This window comes from Bacillus cereus group sp. MG9, assembly GCF_040459995.1.
Lineage (GTDB): Bacteria > Bacillota > Bacilli > Bacillales > Bacillaceae_G > Bacillus_A > Bacillus_A mycoides.
The window spans coordinates 4,835,926-4,856,614 of the sequence record NZ_JARVHC010000001.1; the positions used below are offsets into that span (position 1 = coordinate 4,835,926).

A 20,689-nucleotide genomic window follows, 5' to 3' on the forward strand; every position below is an offset into this window, starting at 1 on the left:
CACGGTAGCTTCTATTTTTTCTTCAGATCCGACGCTTTTTTCACGATAACACCGCAAGCAATTCGGCCACCAGATTTACCAGTTGGTTGCGTCATACCATCATCAGCGTTTTCTGTAATAATAATAGACGCTCCATCTTTTCTATGAATCGTCGTTTTTCCTTCTTCAAGCGTTATATGCGGAGCATCGATTTCTGCTTTAATCTTTCCAGAACCATCCGCCACTACATTCGGTAAATCACCATTTTCCGCACCTTTCGGATTCAAGAGCCCATGTTTTTTATTATCTGGATTAAAATGATTCCCAGATGATTCGAAACTAGGCGCTTTACATTCTCCGATTTCGTGTACATGTATACCGTGTGGTCCTGGTGTAAAACCTTCCGCTTTAATCGTAATTTTCACTCCACTTGTTTGCTGAGCTACTTTTGCAGTCCCAACTTCATCACCTGAAGCATTATGTAATTTCACATCAATTTCTTTCGGCTTCCCTTGGTCACAACCCGCCATTAGAAATAATAAACAACAACTGAAAAAAAGCCGTCTTTTCATTCAATTCCCTCCAAAATGCTTTCTGCCCTTAGATTGTCCGAGCATAGAGGGAAACATACAAAAATGAATTACCGTTTCTTTTCAGCTAAAAGCTTTTCTTCTACTTTCTGTAATCGCTCTGCTTCTCGTTTTGATACACGAATAAACATACGCCACGTAGCAACCGCACCGATGATAAATAGAACGCAAACAATACCTGGAATAATATACTCCGTTTTATCTTCAGGGAAATATAAAGGCATCATAACGAACACTCCTTATTATAGGATTCAAAAAAACATCAGAATTTTCTGTTATATATCTTTAAATTATAGTTGAACCAGTTCATATTCTCAAGGGGGCGTTCCGAAAGCGAATGATTTCTTTGACTCCTTCGCGCACTTTCCTTACTATAAACTTGAGGTGAAAAATATGAGAGAAACATTTGAAATTGGTGAAATCGTTACTGGTATTTATAAAACTGGAAAATACATCGGCGAAATTACAAATAGCCGTCCTGGCAGTTACGTCGTAAAAGTACTAGCTGTTTTAAAACATCCAGTGCAAGGTGACTTACATAACGTAAAACAAGCTGACGTACCATTCTTCCATGAAAGACGTGCTTTAGCTTTTCGTGAACAGACGAACATTCCAGAGCAAATGGTGAAGAAATATGAAGGGGAAATTCCGGATTATACAGAGTCACTAAAATTAGCATTAGAAACTCAAATGAATTCATTTTCTGAAGATGATTCACCTTTTGCGGGGCGTAGTCTAGAAACACTTCAGCAATTGAAGCAAGATTACAAACTTTAAAAAACAAAACGACCAAATTACATATTTTGCAATTTGGTCGTTACTGTGTACTCACTTTCTTTAACACTTTCGAAAAATCAACAAGTTCGCCTAATGTCGGAGGTGCTGGTTTGACTAAATACTCTTTATCTTTTTCTACTAACTTAAAAATATTATATGTCGTCATCGCATCATCAAGCGCACAATGATGCTTTCCTGTTCCTGCTTTTCCATACGCCTCAATTGCTTTCCACAGCCCTGTTTGATTTCTCTCTCCAAAAAACTTCTTATACTCAAGCGATAAATCACGACACTGTCCAAAGAATGGAAATTCTACTCCCGCCATTTCACAGTTATGCTTTAAGACTTTCATATCCATATTTCCCCACGTTACAATTGTCGGTTTACCACTCTTTTCATATTCTGCAAGTTTCTCAACAAGTTCATGAAAAGAAATTCCTTTGTCCACTACTTCCTGTTTAATTCCTAAAAATTTTTTACATCGATCCGTTAAAGACGGAAATGTTTTCGGTCTAATATGCGATGAATACGTATCTTCCACCTTACAACCAACAACTGAAACGAGTCCGACCTCAATAATTTCTGGGAAAAAACCTTTTGGCTTTTTTCTATGCTGGGGCATCGTAAACTCAAAGTCTAAAAATAAAAATCGTTGTTCATCCATACGATCCCTTCCTTATCATATTTGTCATTCCTTTCTATTTGACACTCCTACACGAACAAGCTCGAATGCTGATTCGATTTTAAATATTCAGATTGGATGTATCTTATATATATGTCAGATGCCCACAAATATTTTTAAAAATAAGAAAAAATGACCTATGCAGAAAATATGACAAAATAAACCCTTTCATTTACATCCGCCATTTTTCTACTTTATAATGACGTTATGTGTGTTTCATCTAGTTAATTTTTTGACACACTAAGAAAAGTGAATGAAAGGAGATGAGAGTTTTGCACGAAACAACGCAAGAACTCGCAAACTGGCAGTATTATTTCGCTATCGCAGTCTTTTTAATTACATATGCCATTATTATTTCTGAAAAAATTAACCGTGCTGTCATCGCACTTCTTGGTGCAGCATTCATGGTAATTGCAGGGGTCGTTGACTTACACAATGCCTTTACGAAACATATTGAATGGGGAACAATTACATTACTCATCGGTATGATGATACTCGTAAACATTACAAGTAAGTCAGGTGTCTTCCAATACGTTGCCATTAAAGCCGCAAAAGGAGCACAAGGAAATCCAATTAAAATTTTAATTTCACTTTCCTTACTTACCGCGCTCGGTTCCGCATTTTTAGATAACGTTACAACAGTACTTCTTGTTGTTCCAGTTACTTTATCTATTACGCGCATCTTGCAAGTAAATCCTGTTCCATATTTACTTTCTGAAATTATTTTTTCAAATATCGGAGGAACAGCAACATTAATTGGTGATCCGCCAAATATTATGATTGGTTCTGCAAATAAGCATTTAGATTTCAATGCTTTCTTATTCAACTTAGCACCTATCGTGATCATCATTATTGCTGTTACGGCAACAATTCTTTACTTCATGTACCGTAAGCAATTAATTGCTGATCCTGTACAAATTAAAAAATTAATGAGCTTAGATGAAAAACAATACATTAAAGACCCAGTATTAATGAAGAAATCTTTAACAGTACTTGGCCTTACTATTTTAGGTTTCATGACTCATTCCATTTTCCATATTGATGCAGCTATCATCGCCTTAACTGGCGCTACTGTACTTATGCTAATCGGTGTGAAAGAGCATGAAATTGAAGAGGTATTCGCAAGTGTAGAGTGGGTAACAATCTTCTTCTTCGCGGGACTATTCGTACTCGTTGGAGGACTTATTGATATCGGGCTTATCAAAATGTTAGCTCAAAAAGTAATTGGAATAACAGGCGGAGATATTTCTCAGGCATCTATCCTTGTTCTATGGGTATCTGGTATCGCCTCTGCAACAATCGATAACATTCCATTCGTTGCAACAATGATTCCACTTATTAACGATATGGCAGTTGGGCTAGGTTTATCACCTTCTGACGCACAAATCGACGTACTATGGTGGGCATTAGCATTAGGGGCTTGCTTAGGTGGAAACGGAACATTAATCGGAGCTTCTGCTAACGTAATCGTAGCCGGAATCGCAAGTCGTGAAGGACATAAATTCAGCTACATGGAATTCCTTAAAGTCGGCTTCCCAATTATGATCGTTTCATTAATCATTTCTCATATTTACATTTACTTACGCTATCTTATGTAGTAGAAAAAAGCGCCCTGCTCAGCAGGGCGCTTTCGTTCTTTTTTCAGCATATCCGAATTATTATAGAACCAAATATATCGACCGCAGGGCAACTTTGATACGCCTACTCGTTATACCTCACCGGCTCATTCCGAATAATGAACAAATGAATCGGCAAGAAAACCGAAAACGTGATTGTATGAATGATCGTAAATAGTATGGAATTCGTTCCGTATCTATCCAAAATAGCATAGATAAGATAAATAGACAGTACAAGTGATACAGCTGTTGCTAATATATATAGAATTGGTACGAAATTAAAGATGAAGCATCCAACATATATGCCAAATACTTTCCACCCTGCTTCTTCTTTCAAGAAATCTGGTAATTTATCTTTCGCTAAATCACCCCATATCTTACTATTTATAAACGGAATAAAAGCAAGAACACCATCAGTTGCACCATCATTTTTCGCCATCGTATAAAGTGCAAAAGCCGTTAACAAATACGAAATAATTGCCCAAATTATTATAACAAGAATAAACGCAAAACTAAGAGCAAAGAAACCTGCTAGTACGCCTTGATCCTCCATCTTATCCTCTCCTCTCTCTTCTCAACATATTTCATTACATTGCAAGTTATGTTTTAAAATTTAACGCGTTATCCGAAAGAAGTCTCCTTCCTCAAGTGTGTGAAGGACAATAATCCAACGGTAGGTGGGAGATGAATTTCGGTTTAGAATTTATTTCGCCTCTGCTATAATCAGCCTTATAAGAGGTAACGTTTGGTATGACAATGAAATGAGATAATCATGTAGTGTTCATGTTGTGTTATCACCACCATAGATAAAGTAGAAATGTTTATGGGAAAGTGAGATGAACTGATATGACAAAGCATAATAAGGCGTACAAATTTCGTCTGTATCCAACAGAAGAACAAGCACATCTGATACGTAAAACGTTCGGATGTGTACGCTTGGTGTATAATAAAATGCTGGCTGAGCGGAAAGAAGTATACGAAACATACAAAGAGAATAAGGAAGAACTGAAGAAACAAAAATTCCCTACTCCTGCGAAATACAAAGTAGAGTATGAATGGTTGAAAGAAGTTGATTCATTAGCACTGGCCAACGCTCAATTAAACTTGCAAACTGCTTATAAGAATTTTTTTAGTGGTCAAAGTGATTTTCCTACATTCAAAAGTAGAAAGAGTAGAAAATCCTATACAACGAATCGAGTAAACGGGAATATTATGTTATTTCATGGTTATATCAAATTACCGAAACTGAAAGTAGTGCGATTAAAGCAACATAGAGAGATACCGCAAAACCACACCATCAAGTCATGCACGATTTCGATGACACCTACTGGTAAATACTTTGTATCGATCTTGACTGAATATGAAAAAGAGATTGTGCAAAAAGAAGTAGAAAGTGTAGTTGGATTAGACTTCGCAATGGCTGAATTGTACGTGAGTAGCGAAGATGAGAAAGCCAATTATCCTCGCTTTTATCGTCAGATGCTGGATCGATTAGCAAAAGCGCAACGAGTATTAGCAAGACGTATGAAAGATTCAGCGCGTTGGAATAAACAACGGATCTGTGTAGCGAAGTTGCATGAAAAGGTCGCAAATCAACGTAAAAATTTCCTTCATCATAAGTCTAAAGAATTGGCTACTCATTTTGACGTTGTAGCAATCGAAGACTTACATATGAAAGGAATGTCACGAGCACTTCGCTTTGGTAAGAGTGTAGCGGATAACGGTTGGAGGATGTTCACGACATTTTTAGCATATAAGCTACAAGAACAAGGAAAACAGCTTGTGAAAATAGATAAGTGGTTTCCTTCTACAAAGATGTGTAGTCGTTGTGGAAACAAAAAAGAAATGTCACTATCTGAACGCACGTATAAGTGTTCGTGTGGACTAACAATCAGTCGTGACTATAACGCAGCTATCAATATCAAAAAGGAAGCCATACGGTTATTAGCGTTGGCATAAATAGTAACAAAATAACCTTTGGAACAAGGGAGTTAGCTCGGCTGTCCTAAGACAAATTCGTTAGCTATCAAAAGTAGCGATGAACCGAGAAGCCCCCACTTAGGGGTAAGCTCGTAAGAGATACTAAGTGGTGGGTAGTTCACCCAAACTCTTTGTATAATAAGAGAAGAAAGATAATAAGAGAGGAGTACATACCTATGCATCCATTTGTAAAGGCATTACAAGAGCATTTTACAGCTCATCAAAATCCCGAAAAAGCAGAACCGATGGCACGTTATATGAAAAATCACTTCCCGTTTCTCGGTATTCAAACTCCTGAGAGAAGACAGTTATTGAAAGACGTAATTCAAATACATACTCTCCCAGATAAAAAGGACTTCCAGATTATCGTGCGTGAACTTTGGGACCTACCAGAACGTGAATTTCAAGCTGCCGCACTTGATATCATGCAAAAATATAAAAAACACATAAACGAAACTCATATCCCATTTCTAGAAGAACTTATTGTCACAAAATCTTGGTGGGATTCTGTTGATAGCATCGTCCCTACATTTTTAGGTGCTATCTTTTTAAAACATCCAGAATTAATTTCCGCATATATTCCAAAGTGGATTGCATCAGAAAACATATGGTTACAACGTGCCGCTATTTTATTCCAGCTGAAATATAAACAAAAAATGGATGAAGAACTCCTTTTCTGGATTATCGGTCAACTACATTCCTCAAAAGAATTTTTCATTCAAAAAGCAATTGGCTGGGTCCTTCGCGAATATGCAAAAACAAAACCAGATGTAGTATGGGAATACGTTCAAAACAACGAACTCGCTCCATTAAGTAAACGCGAAGCAATTAAGCACATTAAAGAAAATTACGGAATAAATAACGAAAAAATAGGCGAAACTCTATCCTAGATGGGCACGTTCCTCTATTGAGATTTAAAAAAGAACGTGTTAAAATATGTTCATTATTATTAATATAAGTAGCGATGACGGACTTATAAGTACTTGCATAAAAAGCGATTCAGGGATAGTGAAAGCCTGAAGCTGCGAGGAAACGGCAGTCTCGAGCAATACGTGATAAAGTGGATGCACATTTTGTGTATCAACTAGGGTGGAACCGCGGGCAAACGCTCGTCCCTAGGCGATTAAGCCTTGGGATGAGCGTTTTTTTATGTTTTTTAAAGCATATATTGCTCGTTTCCAAAGTACCCATCACGTCATCGCAAATACGTTAACTTTCAAAAGGAGGATTTTATTATGTATTCAATGGAACAAGTTGTAAACTTAGCGAAACATCGCGGTTTCGTTTTCCCTGGTTCTGAAATTTACGGTGGTCTTGCAAACACATGGGATTACGGTCCACTTGGAATCGAATTAAAAAATAACGTCAAAAAAGCTTGGTGGAAAAAATTCATTCAAGAATCTCCACACAACGTTGGTTTAGATGCTGCTATTTTAATGAACCCAAAAACTTGGATCGCTTCTGGTCACGTTGGTAACTTTAATGATCCAATGATCGACTGTAAAAAATGTAAAGCTCGTCACCGTGCTGACAAATTAATTGAAGATGCATTAGACGCAAAAGGTATCGAAATGGTCGTTGACGGTCTTACTTTCGACCAAATGGCTGACTTAATGAAAGAACATGAAGTAAAATGCCCAGATTGCGGTAGCCAAGAATTCACGGAAATCCGTCAGTTCAACTTAATGTTCAAAACATTCCAAGGTGTTACAGAGTCTAGCACAAACGAAATCTTCCTTCGTCCTGAAACAGCACAAGGTATTTTCGTAAACTTTAAAAACGTACAACGCTCTATGCGTAAGAAACTTCCATTTGGTATCGGCCAAATCGGTAAAAGTTTCCGTAACGAAATCACACCTGGTAACTTCACATTCCGTACACGTGAATTCGAACAAATGGAACTTGAATTCTTCTGTAAGCCTGGTGAAGATTTAGAGTGGTTCGCATTCTGGCGTGAAACTTGTAAAAACTGGTTACTTTCACTTGGTATGACTGAAGAAAGCATGCGTCTTCGTGACCACGGTGAAGACGAATTATCTCACTACAGTAACGCAACAACTGATATTGAATTCAGATTCCCATTCGGTTGGGGCGAACTATGGGGCGTTGCATCTCGTACAGACTTCGATTTAAAACGTCATATGGAACACTCTAACGAAGACTTTAACTATATCGATCCACAAACGAATGAGCGTTACGTGCCTTACTGCATCGAGCCATCTCTAGGTGCAGACCGTGTAACATTAGCATTCTTATGTGATGCATATGAAGAAGAGCAATTAGAAAACGATTCTCGTACAGTTCTTCGTTTCCACCCTGCTTTAGCACCATATAAAGCAGCTATCTTACCATTATCTAAAAAGCTATCTGAAGGTGCTACTGAAGTATTCGCAGAACTAGCTAAAGACTTCATGGTAGACTTTGATGAAACTGGTTCTATCGGTAAACGTTACCGTCGTCAAGACGAAATCGGTACTCCATTCTGTATCACATACGACTTCGACTCTGTTGAAGACAAAGCTGTTACAGTACGTGACCGTGACACAATGGAACAAGTTCGTATGCCAATTAGCGAACTAAAAGGTTTCTTAGAGAAAAAAATCCAGTTCTAATTATAAAAAAGAGGCGCTCTATTGAGCCGCCTCTTTTTACTTTTCACGTTTTTCTTTAATTGCTACTGTACATCTTGATATACATAGTAACTCATCATTTTCATCAATGATGCGAATATCCCAAACCATTGTCGATTGTCCTCTATGTATCGGTGTTCCAATTGCTGTTACAATTCCATCTTGCTTTGAGCGAATATGATTTGCATTAATTTCTAATCCGAAACAAATACATTTTTCTTGATCAATTAAATTGTATGAACCAACACTTGCCACAGTTTCTGCTAATGCAACAGATGCACCGCCATGTAAAAATCCAAACGGCTGATGCGTGCGTTCATCAACAGGCATTGTAGCAACTACTTTATCCTCTGTCATTTCTAACAACTCAATTCCAAGCGAATCCATTAAAGTTTTTGACATATCGTTTTCAACCTCTCTCACTTTAGATCAAATGTATAATTTTACCTGTTTAATTTCAAACTACCTATAACACTTATATAAGGAGGTTTCACTTAAATGAAACAGAAATTTTGTATACTATTGCTTATGTTCTCCTTGCTGACTATTGTACCAAATTGTGCAATAGCAGCCAAAGCATCCAACCTGACAATCAATGTTAAGACTGTAACGCAAAAAGGTAAGAAACCTTATATAGAATATCAAATTAATAGGCCTTCCTTTCACAACTTTTCTGATTCAAAATTTCAAAATAAGCTGAATTCCTATTACAAAAACTCTACTACTAAATTTAAAAGTAACTTAGAAAAAGAAGCGAAGAAATATTATGAAGAAACAGAAGGATCTAGCACACCTTTTCATCCATACGTTGCAAATGTTGACTATAAAGTAGCTTTAAACAAACCACCTTTCCTCAGCCTATATGTGAATTACTATCAATATACAGGCGGAGCGCATGGACTGTATACGTGGAAGGCAAATACATTTGATTTAAACGAAAAAAAATTATTACACTTAGACGATTTATTTCAACAAGAGGATAAATATAAAGAAATAATTCGCACAGAGATTGTAAGACAAATTAAACAAAATGAAAGCATTTATTTTCCTGATGCAGTCGAAAAGGTAACGAGCACTAAAAAGTTTCACTACTTTTTAGAACCGGATAATCTTGTAATTTATTTCTCTTTATATGAAATTGCTCCTTATTCAAGCGGAATTCCGCAGTTTCGTATTCCATACACATTGCTTAGAGACTATTTAAAGCCTTCTTATCAAAATATTTTGATTGACAACAAGTAAATATTTTCGCTACGATAATGTTAACCTAAACACAACTGGAGGTTAACATTATGAAGAAGCTTCATGTTTTAGATTTAGCATTAGCTGCCATGTTCGTCGCTCTTATGGCTATTGGTGCAAATATTGTATCGTGGGCACCATTCTTACAAATAGCGGGCATTCCATTATCTATGCAACCATTTTTCGCAATTTTAGCAGGTCTTCTTCTTGGGAGTAGACTTGGGGCATTATCAATGACTGTTTACATGCTTGTTGGAGTAGCAGGTGCGCCAATCTTCGCTAACTTCAAAGCTGGATTTGGAGCACTTTTAGATCCTACTGGTGGTTTTATTATCGCATTTATTATCGTTGCTTACGTATCAGGAAAACTAGTAGAACAAAAAGAACGACCAACATTCAGCACCTTTACAATTTCTTCTTTCGTCGGAATCATTTTAACGTATATTATCGGTACTACTTATATGTACGGGGCAGTCAATATTTTCATGGGTGGTAATATGAGTTATAAAGCTGCCTGGATGATTATGATGTGGTTCGCAGTAAAGGATATTGCGTTTACAATTATCGGCGCTATTATCGCACCTCGCATATACTATGCTGTACGTCGTTCCGCTTATCAGCATTCTCATTCGACGATTTCATAATAAACAAGGAGCTGTTCCTATAGGAACAGCTCCTTGTTTATTATATTAAGACTCTTGCTTCATTTGCTCGTCTAAAACTTTCTTCATCATTACTAGCATATCATCACGTAATTCTGGGTGCTGCAATGCCATTTCAATTGTCGTTTGAACGAATCCTAATTTTTCACCAACGTCATAACGCTTTCCTTCAAAATCATATGCAAATACACGTTGAATTTCATTTAAGCTTTGAATTGCATCCGTTAACTGAATTTCGCCACCCGCTCCAACTTGTTGCTGTTCCAAGAACATAAAGATTTCAGGAGTTAAAATGTAACGTCCCATAATCGCTAAGTTTGAAGGCGCAGTACCTTGCGCTGGTTTTTCAACAAATTTACGAACTTGATAACGACGTCCCTCTTGCTCTAACGGATCAATAATTCCGTAGCGATGTGTTTCTGCTTCAGGAACAGTTTGTACACCAATAACAGAAGAAAGTGTTTTGTCATACTCGTCCATTAATTGACGTAAACATGGTTTTTCAGCTTGAACGATATCATCGCCTAATAATACTGCAAACGGCTCATCACCAATGAATTTACGTGCGCACCAAACAGCATGTCCTAATCCTTTTGGTTCTTTTTGTCGAATGTAATGGATATCTACCATTTTAGAAGAAGCTTGTACTTTTTCAAGTAACTCATACTTTTTCTTCTCTAATAAGTTTTGCTCTAATTCAAATGCGTTATCAAAATGATCTTCGATAGAGCGCTTTCCTTTACCAGTAACGATAATAATATCTTCGATGCCTGATTTTACTGCTTCTTCTACGATGTATTGAATTGTTGGTTTATCTACAATTGGAAGCATTTCTTTTGGCATTGCTTTCGTTGCTGGTAAAAAGCGTGTTCCTAATCCCGCTGCCGGGATAATTGCTTTTCTCACTTTTTTCATGACAAATACCCTCGCTTTTCATTCTAATTCTCTTAGTAAAGTGTAAATTTATAACACTCGCTCGTAATAATCCTCTACATCAAACAAAACTACAAGAAAAGAGGAGGCCGTTCTCCGTTCTCCTCTTTTCCTATCAGTAGCACTCTATTCTATTATAAACGATTCATAATATCTTCTTTAATAGTAAGTAACTTTTGTTCACTATTTTGTAAGGAATCATCTTGTACACCAAAGTAGAATTTAATTTTCGGCTCTGTTCCAGATGGACGTAAGCAGAACCAAGAACCATCTTCTAATTGATATTTTAACACATTTGATTTCGGTAAGTGAATCTCTTCCTTATTTCCATCTTGTAACGTTGTAATGATGCTTTCTTTATAATCCTCAACTGCAACGACTGTTAAACCAGCTACTTCTTTCGGAGGATTCTCACGGAATGTTGCCATCATCTTTTGAATCTGTTCGGCACCATCTTTTCCTTTTAACGTTAACGATACAAGGTCCTCACGGAAGAACCCATACTTCTTAAATACTTCTAGCAGACCATCGTATAACGTTTTACCTTGTAATTTGTAGTATGCAGCTACTTCACATGCAAATAGAACTGATTGCACCGCATCTTTATCACGGCAGAATGGACGGATTAAATAACCGTAGCTTTCCTCATAACCGAATTGGAATTCATATTGTCCGCTTTCTTCATACTGTTTAATTTTTTCGCCGATAAATTTAAATCCAGTTAACGTATCAACTGTATCTAAACCGTATGCTTTTGCGATTGTACGGCCAATTTCAGACGTTACGATTGTTTTTAAAACAACACCGTTTTCTGGAAGCGTTCCATTTTCCTTCTTTTGTGATAATAAGTAATCAAGCATTAACGCACCTGTTTGGTTACCAGTTAATACTTGGAACTCACCATCGTGATTGCGAACTGCTACACCTAGACGGTCTGCATCAGGATCTGTTGCGATTAACACGTCTGCGCCTACTTTTTCACCGTCGCGAATTGCATACTCAAACGCTGCATGCTCTTCTGGGTTTGGTGATTTTACTGTAGAGAAGTTTGGATCTGGTAACTCTTGCTCTTTTACAACAGTTACATCTGTAAATCCAACTTCTTCTAAACCACGGCGTACCGAAATATTTGATGTTCCATGCAATGGTGTAAAGACGATTTTTAAATCTTTTCCTACTTCTTTCACCATCTCTTTATTAATAATGACATTGTTCAATTCTGCTGCATACGCATCATCTACTTCTTGTCCAATTATATGTAATAAACCGTCAGCTTTTAATTGTTCAACATCAGCAACTTCAACTGTTAATTCATTCTCTACTGCATTTACGTAGCTAATTAACTCATCAGCTTCCTTTGGAGGCAACTGGCCACCATCTTCACCATATACTTTATAACCGTTATATTCGGGCGGATTATGGCTTGCCGTAAGAACGATTCCACTTGCTGTATGTAAATGACGAACTGCGAAAGAAAGCACTGGTGTTGGACGTAAGCTTTCAAATACATATGTTGTAATGCCTTGTGCACCAAGAGTAGCAGCTACTTCCATTGCGAATTCAGGTGATTTATGACGAGAATCATACGCGACAACAACACCGCGTTTTTTCGCTTCTTCACCTAATTTTTCAATAAACTTAGCTAATCCTTTTGTTGCTTTACGAACTGTATATACATTTAAACGGTTCGTACCAGCACCAAGTTCACCACGCATACCACCTGTGCCGAACTCTAGATTTTTATAAAAGCTATCCTCGATTTTCTTCTCATCTTGCTTCATGTTTTCTAGCTGTTCTTTTAATTCTGCGTCTAATTCTGCATATGAAAGCCAGCGACTAAATTCTTGTTTCCAATTCATACTTCCATCTCCTCTCGCCTGTCGTACCTTCATTATATGAAAAAAACAACCTGCATCTCAATATTTTTTAAAATCTAACAGGATTTTACTATAAATATTTGTATACACTATGGTTAAATACTCCACCAAAGGGAATGAGGATTATGCAAGAATGGGGCTTGTCAGAAGAGCTCAAAATAAAAACAAAGCAGATGATTGAAATTGCTGAAAAAGAATTATCAAACATGAAGCATGCAATCGATAAAGAAGATGAATGTATTTTATGTAAAATGGAAGATATTCATCATATGTTAACAAATGTACAGACGTTAGCAGCTACATATTATATTCAAGCATATTTATCACCTTATACGGAAAGTTCACATTTCATCACTACAGCTGTCCAACATTTAAGCGCTCGAAAACACGGTGCTCTTATTATCGTGGAACGAAGTGAAGCTCTTGATTCTTTCATTCAAACTGGAACGACATTAAACGCACACTTAACCGCGCCACTACTTGAATCGATTTTTTATCCAGGGAACCCTCTTCATGACGGAGCCGTTCTCATTAAAAACAATCATATTCTCTCAGCAGCTAATATTCTTCCATTAACAAAAAGCACAGAAATCAATCCTGAGCTAGGAACACGTCACAGGGCTGCAATTGGCTTATCCGAGAAAATTGATGCACTTATATTAGTTGTCTCTGAGGAAACAGGGCGTACTTCATTCGCTTTAGGTGGGACGTTATATACGATTTCTTTATAGGACGAATCTTTCACTATGTAGCACTTTTTGGAACGGTAAAATAGTAAATGAAATTATATTAACCGTAACTCCAAATATATCGACTTACCGACAAAAACTGACAATAGTCATACCATATCAATAAGAAAAGGCTATCCCAAAAATTTGAGACAGCCTTTTCTTCAAAAATTATTCTTCTCCGAAACGCTCAACAAGTGTTGCAAGTGTACGCACCATTGCACCTGTTGCTCCAGATGGTCCTAAATCATGTGCTCCTGATGTTTCAGATGTTCCAGCGATGTCTAAGTGTACCCATGGTGTTTCTTCTGCAAATTCACCAAGGAATGCCCCAGCCATAACCGCATGTCCTTCACGGCCTGGTGAGTTATTTAAATCAGCAAATTTACTGTTTTTGACACGTTCTTTATCACGTTCAAAAATCGGCAATTGCCAAATTGGCTCATCCGTTTCCATAGAAGCCTCTAACACTTGTTCAAACAATTCTTCATTATTTGTCATCGCGCCTGTTGTATGATTTCCAAGTGCAACAATTACACCGCCTGTTAATGTTGCAACATCAACTAAGTAATTTGCGCCAAGTTTCTTCGCATACGTAATACCGTCAGCTAACGCTAGGCGACCTTCTGCATCTGTATTTAATACTTCAATTGTTTTTCCGCTCATAGATGTAATAACATCATCTGGCTTAAATGCTGTACCACTTACAACGTTGTCAGTTGATGGAATAACAGCAATTACATTTTGCTCTGGGCGAAGTTCACCGATGATCTCCATCGCGCCAAGAACAGCTGCAGCTCCGCCCATATCACCTTTCATACCAACCATGCCTTCACGTGGTTTTAAAGAATAACCGCCTGTATCATATGTAATCCCTTTTCCAACAAATCCAATTACATCTTTCCACTCTTCTTTTCCTTTATAAATAAGAGCGATCATTTTTGGCGGTTCAGTAGATCCTTGGTTTACTGCAAGTAATGCACCCATACCAAGCTCTTCCATCTCTTCTTTCTCAAGAACCTTATAATCCATATCGTATTTTTCTGCTAATTCAACTGCATACTCAGCAAGCTTTGTCGCTGTTAATACGTTTGGCGGCATATTTACAAGCGTACGAGCTGAATTCGTTGCACGTCCATGTACGTATCCTACCGTTAATGCTGCTTCAATTTCTTGTGCATCTTCTGCTGTAATAGCCGTAAACTTCTCTAATTCTACACGATCCTTTTTATCTGATTTATACGTTTGTAATTCATATGTACCAAGACCTTGTACTTCTGCCGCAATATGAGCTACATCAATCGCATCTAATTTATCTGTCACGAAAGAATCAAGTAAGATTGCTGCATCTTGTACTTTTGCTGCTTGTAACGCTTTAAACGCCTTACCAAGAGCAGCACGTAACGTTTCCGTTGTATATGACTCTTTCTTACCTAAACCAACAAAATAATAACGTTTAACATTTGTTTTTCCTAAGCTATGTACTTTTGAAATGGCTTTCTTCTTAGTTGAAAGTTCTTTTTCTTCTAATAAAACTTGTAATTGTCCTTCAAACGCTTTATCCAGTTCTTGTACAAAGCTACTCGTTTTATCTTCTTCAAATAAGGCAACAATTACCGCTTCATGACTTACTAATTCTTTTTGTACTTGAAACATGTTCAGACCCCCTAAATTTCTCTACGTCCATTATAACTTTATTTTCGATAAAATGCGACAATTCTAAATTCTGTTATTTCATATAAAGTGAAACTATAATCAGCCCGCACCAATCGGGCGTTTACGGGTAGCAGGGCTCCCACCTACCTTCTTTGCTCCAGCTGAATTTTGAGGTGGGGGTTTTACCGGCCGCAAATAGCAGGATAAAGATGCTATCTCCAATATCTTCTATGGTGAAATAAGACAAGAAAAAAGTCTAGCGTTATTACCACTAGACTATCTTTGTTTTAAATATTGTCCACGAAACACTTGCATCGTTTCGTCTTGATTTAACATCGTTAACTCTTCTTCCGAAAACTTGCCATTTCCTATTTTCACTATATACACATTTACTTTTTTCTTACCCCATTGGCTATAAACATCTTTCACCGTATCATAATATAAATCGAGACGATTTCCTTTTATAGCACCGCCCTTATCAGCTACAACACCATATCCGTAACCTGGCACGAATAGAATTGTCCCAAGCGGGAATACGCGTAAATCGGCAGCGATTGTGGAATATAAATCCCTTTTTGCTTTAACACCTGAATATGTAATGCCATACTCTGGATGCCCCGGCCTCTTTCCAGTCGACTCTATACCTGATGTATAACCAGTTGCAGTCATTTCTATAACACGATATTTAGACCAGTCATTTGCCTGCTCTAAAGCATTTATCACTTCTTTACTCGGAGCAACTTTTTTCTCAATTTCTGCTGCATGTACTTCTTTTACACTTGTTCCTTCATATGATTTTATAATCTCTAATAAAGAAACTCCTGTGAAAGCCTGCCATGTTACGCATAATGCGAATGCAAGTAAACAAGTCATCATAATGCGAATACAATATCGTTTTAACATTTTTATATTCCACACTCCTTCATCGTTAATCATTCCCTATACGATGAAGGAATATGCAAAAAAATAATCTCCAAATTGATTGGAGATTAAAACATTTGATATCCACTTTTCCGAAGTTTTTTAATTATAATTCCTGCTAAAGCAGCACCTACTAATCCAGTAGATAGAATAAACACATCTGCGTGTCCTAAATGCGATACACTTGTCCCAAATGAAGAAAATGTTTCTTTTGGCTTTGAAAAATAGTCCCATACACTCGCTTTATTAATAATAAGCATACAAATAATCGGATATACAATAACCATTACCCACGTAGCTCGCAAAATCATGTTGAGTAAAAATCCAATTCCAAAAAATAAAATAAAGAACAACATCATTGAAATAAGTAGTACCGGTATACTCACTTCTTCTCCCTCTCCTTCGCATACGCCGTAAACACATGATAAGCCGTATAACCAAATTGCTCTCCTGGATTTAATGTTTTGTCCATTTCAAAATGCGACTCTGCTCTTCCTTCTAATAAATATTTGATGAGTACAGAAGTATTTTGATCATCTGCAATATTTTCCGGATGTAAAAAAGCTACTTCCGACAATTCTTTCTCCTGTACGATAACGTCTTCTCCCTCTGGCTCTAGAAGAAAAATAATCATATTATCACTAATTTCATTATGAATAACACCTGAGCGAATACCAATAATCCCCTTTACATGAGCAACAATGCCTGTCTCTTCCAAAATTTCACGTTTCACAGCTTCATCAACAGTCTCGCCTTCATTAACAAAACCAGCAGGTAAAGACCATTGCCCTTTCAATCCACCGTATTTTTTCTTAACGAATAGCCATCTCCCATCTTCTGTAGCTACTAAGCCACTGACAGCTAACCACACTTTCCCTCGCTTCCCCATGATGTAACCTCCTCCATCAAAACGAACAGAATATTCTTTCTTTTTTATATATTATACTATATTTTCAATACGAAAAAAGCAGAAACAGCTCATAGCCGTTTCTGCTTTTTCTACTATATATTAAAAGAACTTCAATTTACCTTTTTTAAGAACTAATAAAGGTCCGCCTAGTAAGAATAAGTAACGGTTGTCGATTACTTTCTTCATGAATGAAGCTTTCCAACCTGTTAACTTTTTACCCATAACAACGCCCATTGCATCGTCATGACCTAATGAACATACAGATCCTTTATTATCAAATGCGAACTTTTTCATTTCACCTTTGTCGCGAACTAACACAGTTAAATTGTGTGCAATATTATAACCTTCTTGAATTGCAATCTGTGCTGTTGGTGGGTATGGACGGTTAATCTCTTCGTTGATGATTAACGCTGCATCACCAACCATGAATACATCTTCATGACCTGGAGCGTGCATGTACTCATCCACTTTAATACGTCCGCGCATTGCTTCAAATCCAGACTCTTCCACAATACCATTACCACGAACACCTGCAGCCCAAACTACAGTTTCAGATTTAAGAAGTTCAGCATCATCACCGTTGGCAACGATAATACCTTCTTCAGTTGCTTCCTTAATTGCTGTACCGATGCGGAATTCTACACCTTTTTTCTCAAGTTGTTTTACAGCGTACTCTACTAATGCTGGATCGAAACCAGGAAGTGCTGTTGGAGCAGCTTCTACACAGATGATACGTGCTTTTTCACGTGGAACATCGTACTCTTTGCAAAGTTCAGGAATACGATTTGCCAGCTCACCTACGTACTCGATACCAGTAAATCCAGCGCCACCAACAACGATTGTTACTAACTCATCACGTTTTTCAGTCGCATATTGAGCGAATTTTTCTTCCATATGCTCACGAATTTGACGAGTTGCATTAATGTTAGTGATTGAGAATGCATGCTCTTTTAATCCTTTAATTCCGAACGTTTCTGATTCGAAACCAAGACCGATTACTAAGTAATCATACTCTAATTCACCATCTTTTAAGATAATACGTTTTTCAGCAGCTTTAATCTCTACTACTGTATCTTGTACAAAGTTCACTTTATTTGTATCGATAACGTCTTGAATATCTAGACAGATTTTATCATCTTGTAATGTACCAGCTGCACTCTCATGTAACCAAGTTGCTTGGTAGTGATAGCTGTTGTTGTTTACTAACGTAATTTCAGCTTCACTTACAGATAATGTTTTTTGCAGACGAACAGTCGTAATCATCCCGCCATAACCTGCACCTAAAACTACGATTTTTGGAGTCTTCACTAAATCACAACCCTTTTCTTTATATAATAGTAATAAAAAATAATACCAAGTACTAAAAACTCTATTTGTCAAGAATGTGGAATTCATCACATTCTATATCATAACAAAACGCAGTCAAAAAATCGTACGAAATTTGTCATAGAAATTTAACATAATACTTCCCTATATTAGTCGGTTTCATTCCATAATTCAAGCACCTAGAGAATTATCAATATTTTAAAATAACATAGCGTTTTCAAGGGTTTTTTAGCCTTTTTTTCATGTATTTTCCTTTCGCTATATTTTATACAATTCTAAAACATCTATGCGCAAACTTACTTATTATTCAGTCGTTTCCAGAAGTATTATTAACTGAAATATGCTATCATTTATTTGAAAGTGTCATCATTTGCAGGATTTTCATGTACATATGAACAATATATGAAATCAATATTAAAATTCCATCATCTATAGGGGGAATGAAAATGACAGAAAATCAAAAAGTTTACGACATAACGATTATTGGTGGTGGCCCAACAGGACTATTCACCGCATTTTATGGCGGAATGAGACAAGCAAGTGTAAAAATTATTGAAAGCTTACCTCAACTTGGAGGGCAATTATCCGCACTATATCCCGAAAAATATATTTATGATGTAGCTGGATTCTCAAAAGTGCGCGCACAAGAGTTAGTTGATAACTTAAAAGAACAAATGAAAAAGTTCGATCCAACCGTTTGCTTAGAAGAAGCTGTTGATACGCTTGAAAAACAAGCTGACGGTATATTTAAGCTTGTTACAAATAAACAAACTCACTACTCTAAATCTGTCATTATTACTGCTGGTAATGGTGCTTTCCAACCACGCCGCTTAGAATTAGAAGGCACAGCAAAATATGAAAAGAAAAACTTACATTATTTCGTTGATGATATGAATAAATTTGCTGGAAAACGCGTCGTTGTATTCGGCGGTGGTGACTCAGCAGTAGATTGGACAATGATGTTAGAACCGCTTGCGGACAAAGTTACAATTGCTCATCGCCGCGATAAATTCCGTGCACATGAACATAGCGTAGAAAGCTTAATGAATTCCCGTGCAGAAGTAAGCACACCTTACGTTCCAGTTGAACTTATCGGTGATGATACTATTGAACAAGTTGTTCTTCAGCACGTAAAAACAGAAGAAAAAATTATCATCGATGTTGATGACGTAATCGTAAACTACGGCTTCGTTTCTTCACTTGGTCCAATTAAAAATTGGGGCTTAGATATTCAAAAAAACAGCATCCTCGTGAACTCAAAAATGGAAACAAATATTCCTGGCATTTACGCTGCTGGTGACATTTGTACATATGAAGGAAAAGTAAAACTCATTGCTTGCGGCTTTGGTGAAGCACCGACAGCAGTAAACAATGCCAAAGCTTACTTCGATCCAAACGCAAAACTTCAACCAATGCATAGCTCAAGCATGTTTTAATATAGAAATGAAAAGAGCTCCTTTTACATGAAAGGAGTTCTTTTGTTATAAAGATCCCTAATCCAAATTACCTCTCTTTCTTCACAGCTATGTACCTTAGAAAAAAATACCACATACTCCTAAAATATGTTACAATAAAACAGAACGTACGTTTCATTCAATGGAGGGAAATTTTATAATGAAAGAACCTATTATCATTAAGAAAGAAGCTTTCCAAGCAATCGGCGTTTCTATTACGACGACAAATAAAAAAGAGGCATCTACTGAAGGAAAAATCCCACAACTTTGGAACCAATACTTCCAAGAACAAATCATGCATCACATCCCAAATCAACAAACAAAAGAAACATTCGCTTTCTACTCAAACTACGAATCAGATGAAACTGGTACATATCAATTTACTATTGGCATGCCTGTTTCTTCATTAGAAGACGTTCCTGAAAATATGACAGCCTTAACAATACCTGCCGCAACGTATGCGGTATTTACAACGAGAAAAGGTCCTGTGTCTGAAGTCATTTGTGAAACTTGGGAATATATTTGGCAATGGTCGAAAGAAAACAAACGTGCTTTTACAACAGACTTTGAGCTTTATGACGAAAATGCAGTAGATCCAAATAACGTACAAGTGGATATTTATATCGCTTTAGCGTGAATGACAAAAAGAAGATACCCTTTGGTATCTTCTTTTTTGTCGTTAAATAGCCACTGTGCAAATTCATTATTATTGTCTACAATGAGAAA

Annotated in this window: 22 protein-coding genes; 10 read left to right on the top strand and 12 right to left on the bottom strand. The window is 37.0% G+C overall.

Annotated elements, in window-relative coordinates:
• Window positions 1–11 precede the first annotated feature (11 nt).
• Together QCI77_RS24970 and QCI77_RS24975 are read right to left on the bottom strand one after the other, a co-directional pair.
• Window positions 12–551, bottom strand: coding sequence for a superoxide dismutase family protein (locus QCI77_RS24970; protein ID WP_002089287.1), 540 nt, complete (start codon window positions 549–551; stop codon window positions 12–14).
• A gap of 68 nt (window positions 552–619) precedes the next feature.
• Window positions 620–796, bottom strand: a complete 177-nt coding sequence (locus QCI77_RS24975) for a hypothetical protein (protein ID WP_000982764.1) — start codon at window positions 794–796, stop codon at window positions 620–622.
• Between the two features lie 166 nt (window positions 797–962).
• Here QCI77_RS24975 and kapB point away from each other — a divergent pair, with 166 nt between their 5' ends.
• On the top strand, window positions 963–1,346 hold the full coding sequence (kapB, locus tag QCI77_RS24980; RefSeq protein ID WP_001209324.1) for a kinase-associated lipoprotein KapB: 384 nt from the start codon (window positions 963–965) through the stop codon (window positions 1,344–1,346).
• Between the two features lie 40 nt (window positions 1,347–1,386).
• Here the strand turns inward: kapB and kapD are convergent, their stop codons facing one another.
• Window positions 1,387–2,010 (bottom strand): 3'-5' exonuclease KapD, encoded by a 624-nt coding sequence (gene kapD / locus QCI77_RS24985; protein ID WP_002034559.1) that lies wholly within the window; start codon window positions 2,008–2,010, stop codon window positions 1,387–1,389.
• A gap of 290 nt (window positions 2,011–2,300) precedes the next feature.
• On the opposite strand from kapD, the gene QCI77_RS24990 reads away from it, so the two are divergent.
• Window positions 2,301–3,626: an ArsB/NhaD family transporter gene (locus QCI77_RS24990; RefSeq protein ID WP_002145115.1), complete on the top strand. Its 1,326-nt coding sequence runs from the start codon at window positions 2,301–2,303 to the stop codon at window positions 3,624–3,626.
• Between the two features lie 103 nt (window positions 3,627–3,729).
• Here QCI77_RS24990 and QCI77_RS24995 read toward each other — a convergent pair whose 3' ends face one another.
• A complete protein-coding gene (locus tag QCI77_RS24995) occupies window positions 3,730–4,197 on the bottom strand; it encodes a hypothetical protein (RefSeq protein WP_002015861.1) in 468 nt (155 codons plus the stop codon).
• A gap of 293 nt (window positions 4,198–4,490) precedes the next feature.
• On the opposite strand from QCI77_RS24995, the gene QCI77_RS25000 reads away from it, so the two are divergent.
• The 3 genes from QCI77_RS25000 to QCI77_RS25010 all read left to right on the top strand — a co-directional run bounded on the left by QCI77_RS25000 (window position 4,491) and on the right by QCI77_RS25010 (window position 8,236).
• Complete coding sequence (locus QCI77_RS25000; protein ID WP_483298984.1) at window positions 4,491–5,603, top strand: RNA-guided endonuclease TnpB family protein; 1,113 nt, start codon at window positions 4,491–4,493, stop codon at window positions 5,601–5,603.
• A 197-nt stretch (window positions 5,604–5,800) separates the two neighbouring features.
• Window positions 5,801–6,514 carry a DNA alkylation repair protein gene (locus QCI77_RS25005; RefSeq protein WP_353825593.1) on the top strand — a complete coding sequence of 238 codons (714 nt, stop codon included), beginning with the start codon at window positions 5,801–5,803 and terminating at the stop codon, window positions 6,512–6,514.
• 345 nt (window positions 6,515–6,859) lie between these two features.
• Window positions 6,860–8,236, top strand: a complete 1,377-nt coding sequence (locus QCI77_RS25010; RefSeq protein ID WP_002015863.1) for a glycine--tRNA ligase — start codon at window positions 6,860–6,862, stop codon at window positions 8,234–8,236.
• A gap of 36 nt (window positions 8,237–8,272) precedes the next feature.
• Here QCI77_RS25010 and QCI77_RS25015 read toward each other — a convergent pair whose 3' ends face one another.
• Window positions 8,273–8,656 (bottom strand): hotdog fold thioesterase, encoded by a 384-nt coding sequence (locus tag QCI77_RS25015; RefSeq protein ID WP_002034550.1) that lies wholly within the window; start codon window positions 8,654–8,656, stop codon window positions 8,273–8,275.
• A 96-nt stretch (window positions 8,657–8,752) separates the two neighbouring features.
• Here QCI77_RS25015 and QCI77_RS25020 point away from each other — a divergent pair, with 96 nt between their 5' ends.
• The gene (locus QCI77_RS25020; protein ID WP_353825594.1) at window positions 8,753–9,496 is read left to right on the top strand and encodes a DUF3298 and DUF4163 domain-containing protein; all 744 of its coding nucleotides are present in this window, start codon (window positions 8,753–8,755) and stop codon (window positions 9,494–9,496) included.
• Window positions 9,497–9,546: 50 nt separating this feature from the next.
• On the top strand, window positions 9,547–10,140 hold the full coding sequence (locus tag QCI77_RS25025) for a biotin transporter BioY (protein WP_353825595.1): 594 nt from the start codon (window positions 9,547–9,549) through the stop codon (window positions 10,138–10,140).
• A gap of 45 nt (window positions 10,141–10,185) precedes the next feature.
• On the opposite strand, the gene galU is transcribed toward QCI77_RS25025, so the two are convergent.
• Window positions 10,186–11,073, bottom strand: coding sequence for a UTP--glucose-1-phosphate uridylyltransferase GalU (gene galU, locus QCI77_RS25030; protein WP_002015869.1), 888 nt, complete (start codon window positions 11,071–11,073; stop codon window positions 10,186–10,188).
• Window positions 11,074–11,225: 152 nt separating this feature from the next.
• On the bottom strand, window positions 11,226–12,950 hold the full coding sequence (locus QCI77_RS25035) for a phospho-sugar mutase (protein WP_353825596.1): 1,725 nt from the start codon (window positions 12,948–12,950) through the stop codon (window positions 11,226–11,228).
• Window positions 12,951–13,093: 143 nt separating this feature from the next.
• Between QCI77_RS25035 and cdaS the strand changes: the two genes are divergently transcribed.
• Window positions 13,094–13,699, top strand: a complete 606-nt coding sequence (gene cdaS / locus QCI77_RS25040) for a sporulation-specific diadenylate cyclase CdaS (RefSeq protein ID WP_353825792.1) — start codon at window positions 13,094–13,096, stop codon at window positions 13,697–13,699.
• Window positions 13,700–13,867: 168 nt separating this feature from the next.
• Here cdaS and pepA read toward each other — a convergent pair whose 3' ends face one another.
• The 5 genes from pepA to QCI77_RS25065 form a co-directional block, all read right to left on the bottom strand.
• Window positions 13,868–15,352 carry a cytosol aminopeptidase gene (gene pepA, locus QCI77_RS25045; protein ID WP_353825597.1) on the bottom strand — a complete coding sequence of 495 codons (1,485 nt, stop codon included), beginning with the start codon at window positions 15,350–15,352 and terminating at the stop codon, window positions 13,868–13,870.
• 276 nt (window positions 15,353–15,628) lie between these two features.
• Window positions 15,629–16,255, bottom strand: a complete 627-nt coding sequence (locus QCI77_RS25050) for a 3D domain-containing protein (RefSeq protein ID WP_002089307.1) — start codon at window positions 16,253–16,255, stop codon at window positions 15,629–15,631.
• Window positions 16,256–16,341: 86 nt separating this feature from the next.
• On the bottom strand, window positions 16,342–16,659 hold the full coding sequence (locus tag QCI77_RS25055; RefSeq protein WP_002089308.1) for a YuiB family protein: 318 nt from the start codon (window positions 16,657–16,659) through the stop codon (window positions 16,342–16,344).
• A complete protein-coding gene (locus QCI77_RS25060; RefSeq protein ID WP_002015875.1) occupies window positions 16,656–17,162 on the bottom strand; it encodes an NUDIX hydrolase in 507 nt (168 codons plus the stop codon). The genes QCI77_RS25055 and QCI77_RS25060 overlap by 4 nt, the downstream gene beginning before the upstream one ends.
• Window positions 17,163–17,282: 120 nt before the next feature.
• Complete coding sequence (locus QCI77_RS25065; protein ID WP_353825598.1) at window positions 17,283–18,491, bottom strand: NAD(P)/FAD-dependent oxidoreductase; 1,209 nt, start codon at window positions 18,489–18,491, stop codon at window positions 17,283–17,285.
• Window positions 18,492–18,955: 464 nt separating this feature from the next.
• Between QCI77_RS25065 and QCI77_RS25070 the strand changes: the two genes are divergently transcribed.
• Together QCI77_RS25070 and QCI77_RS25075 are read left to right on the top strand one after the other, a co-directional pair.
• Entirely contained in the window at window positions 18,956–19,945 is a 990-nt protein-coding gene (locus QCI77_RS25070; protein WP_353825599.1) for an NAD(P)/FAD-dependent oxidoreductase, read from the top strand.
• Window positions 19,946–20,123: 178 nt separating this feature from the next.
• Window positions 20,124–20,600 carry a GyrI-like domain-containing protein gene (locus QCI77_RS25075; RefSeq protein ID WP_353825600.1) on the top strand — a complete coding sequence of 159 codons (477 nt, stop codon included), beginning with the start codon at window positions 20,124–20,126 and terminating at the stop codon, window positions 20,598–20,600.
• Window positions 20,601–20,689 lie beyond the last annotated feature (89 nt).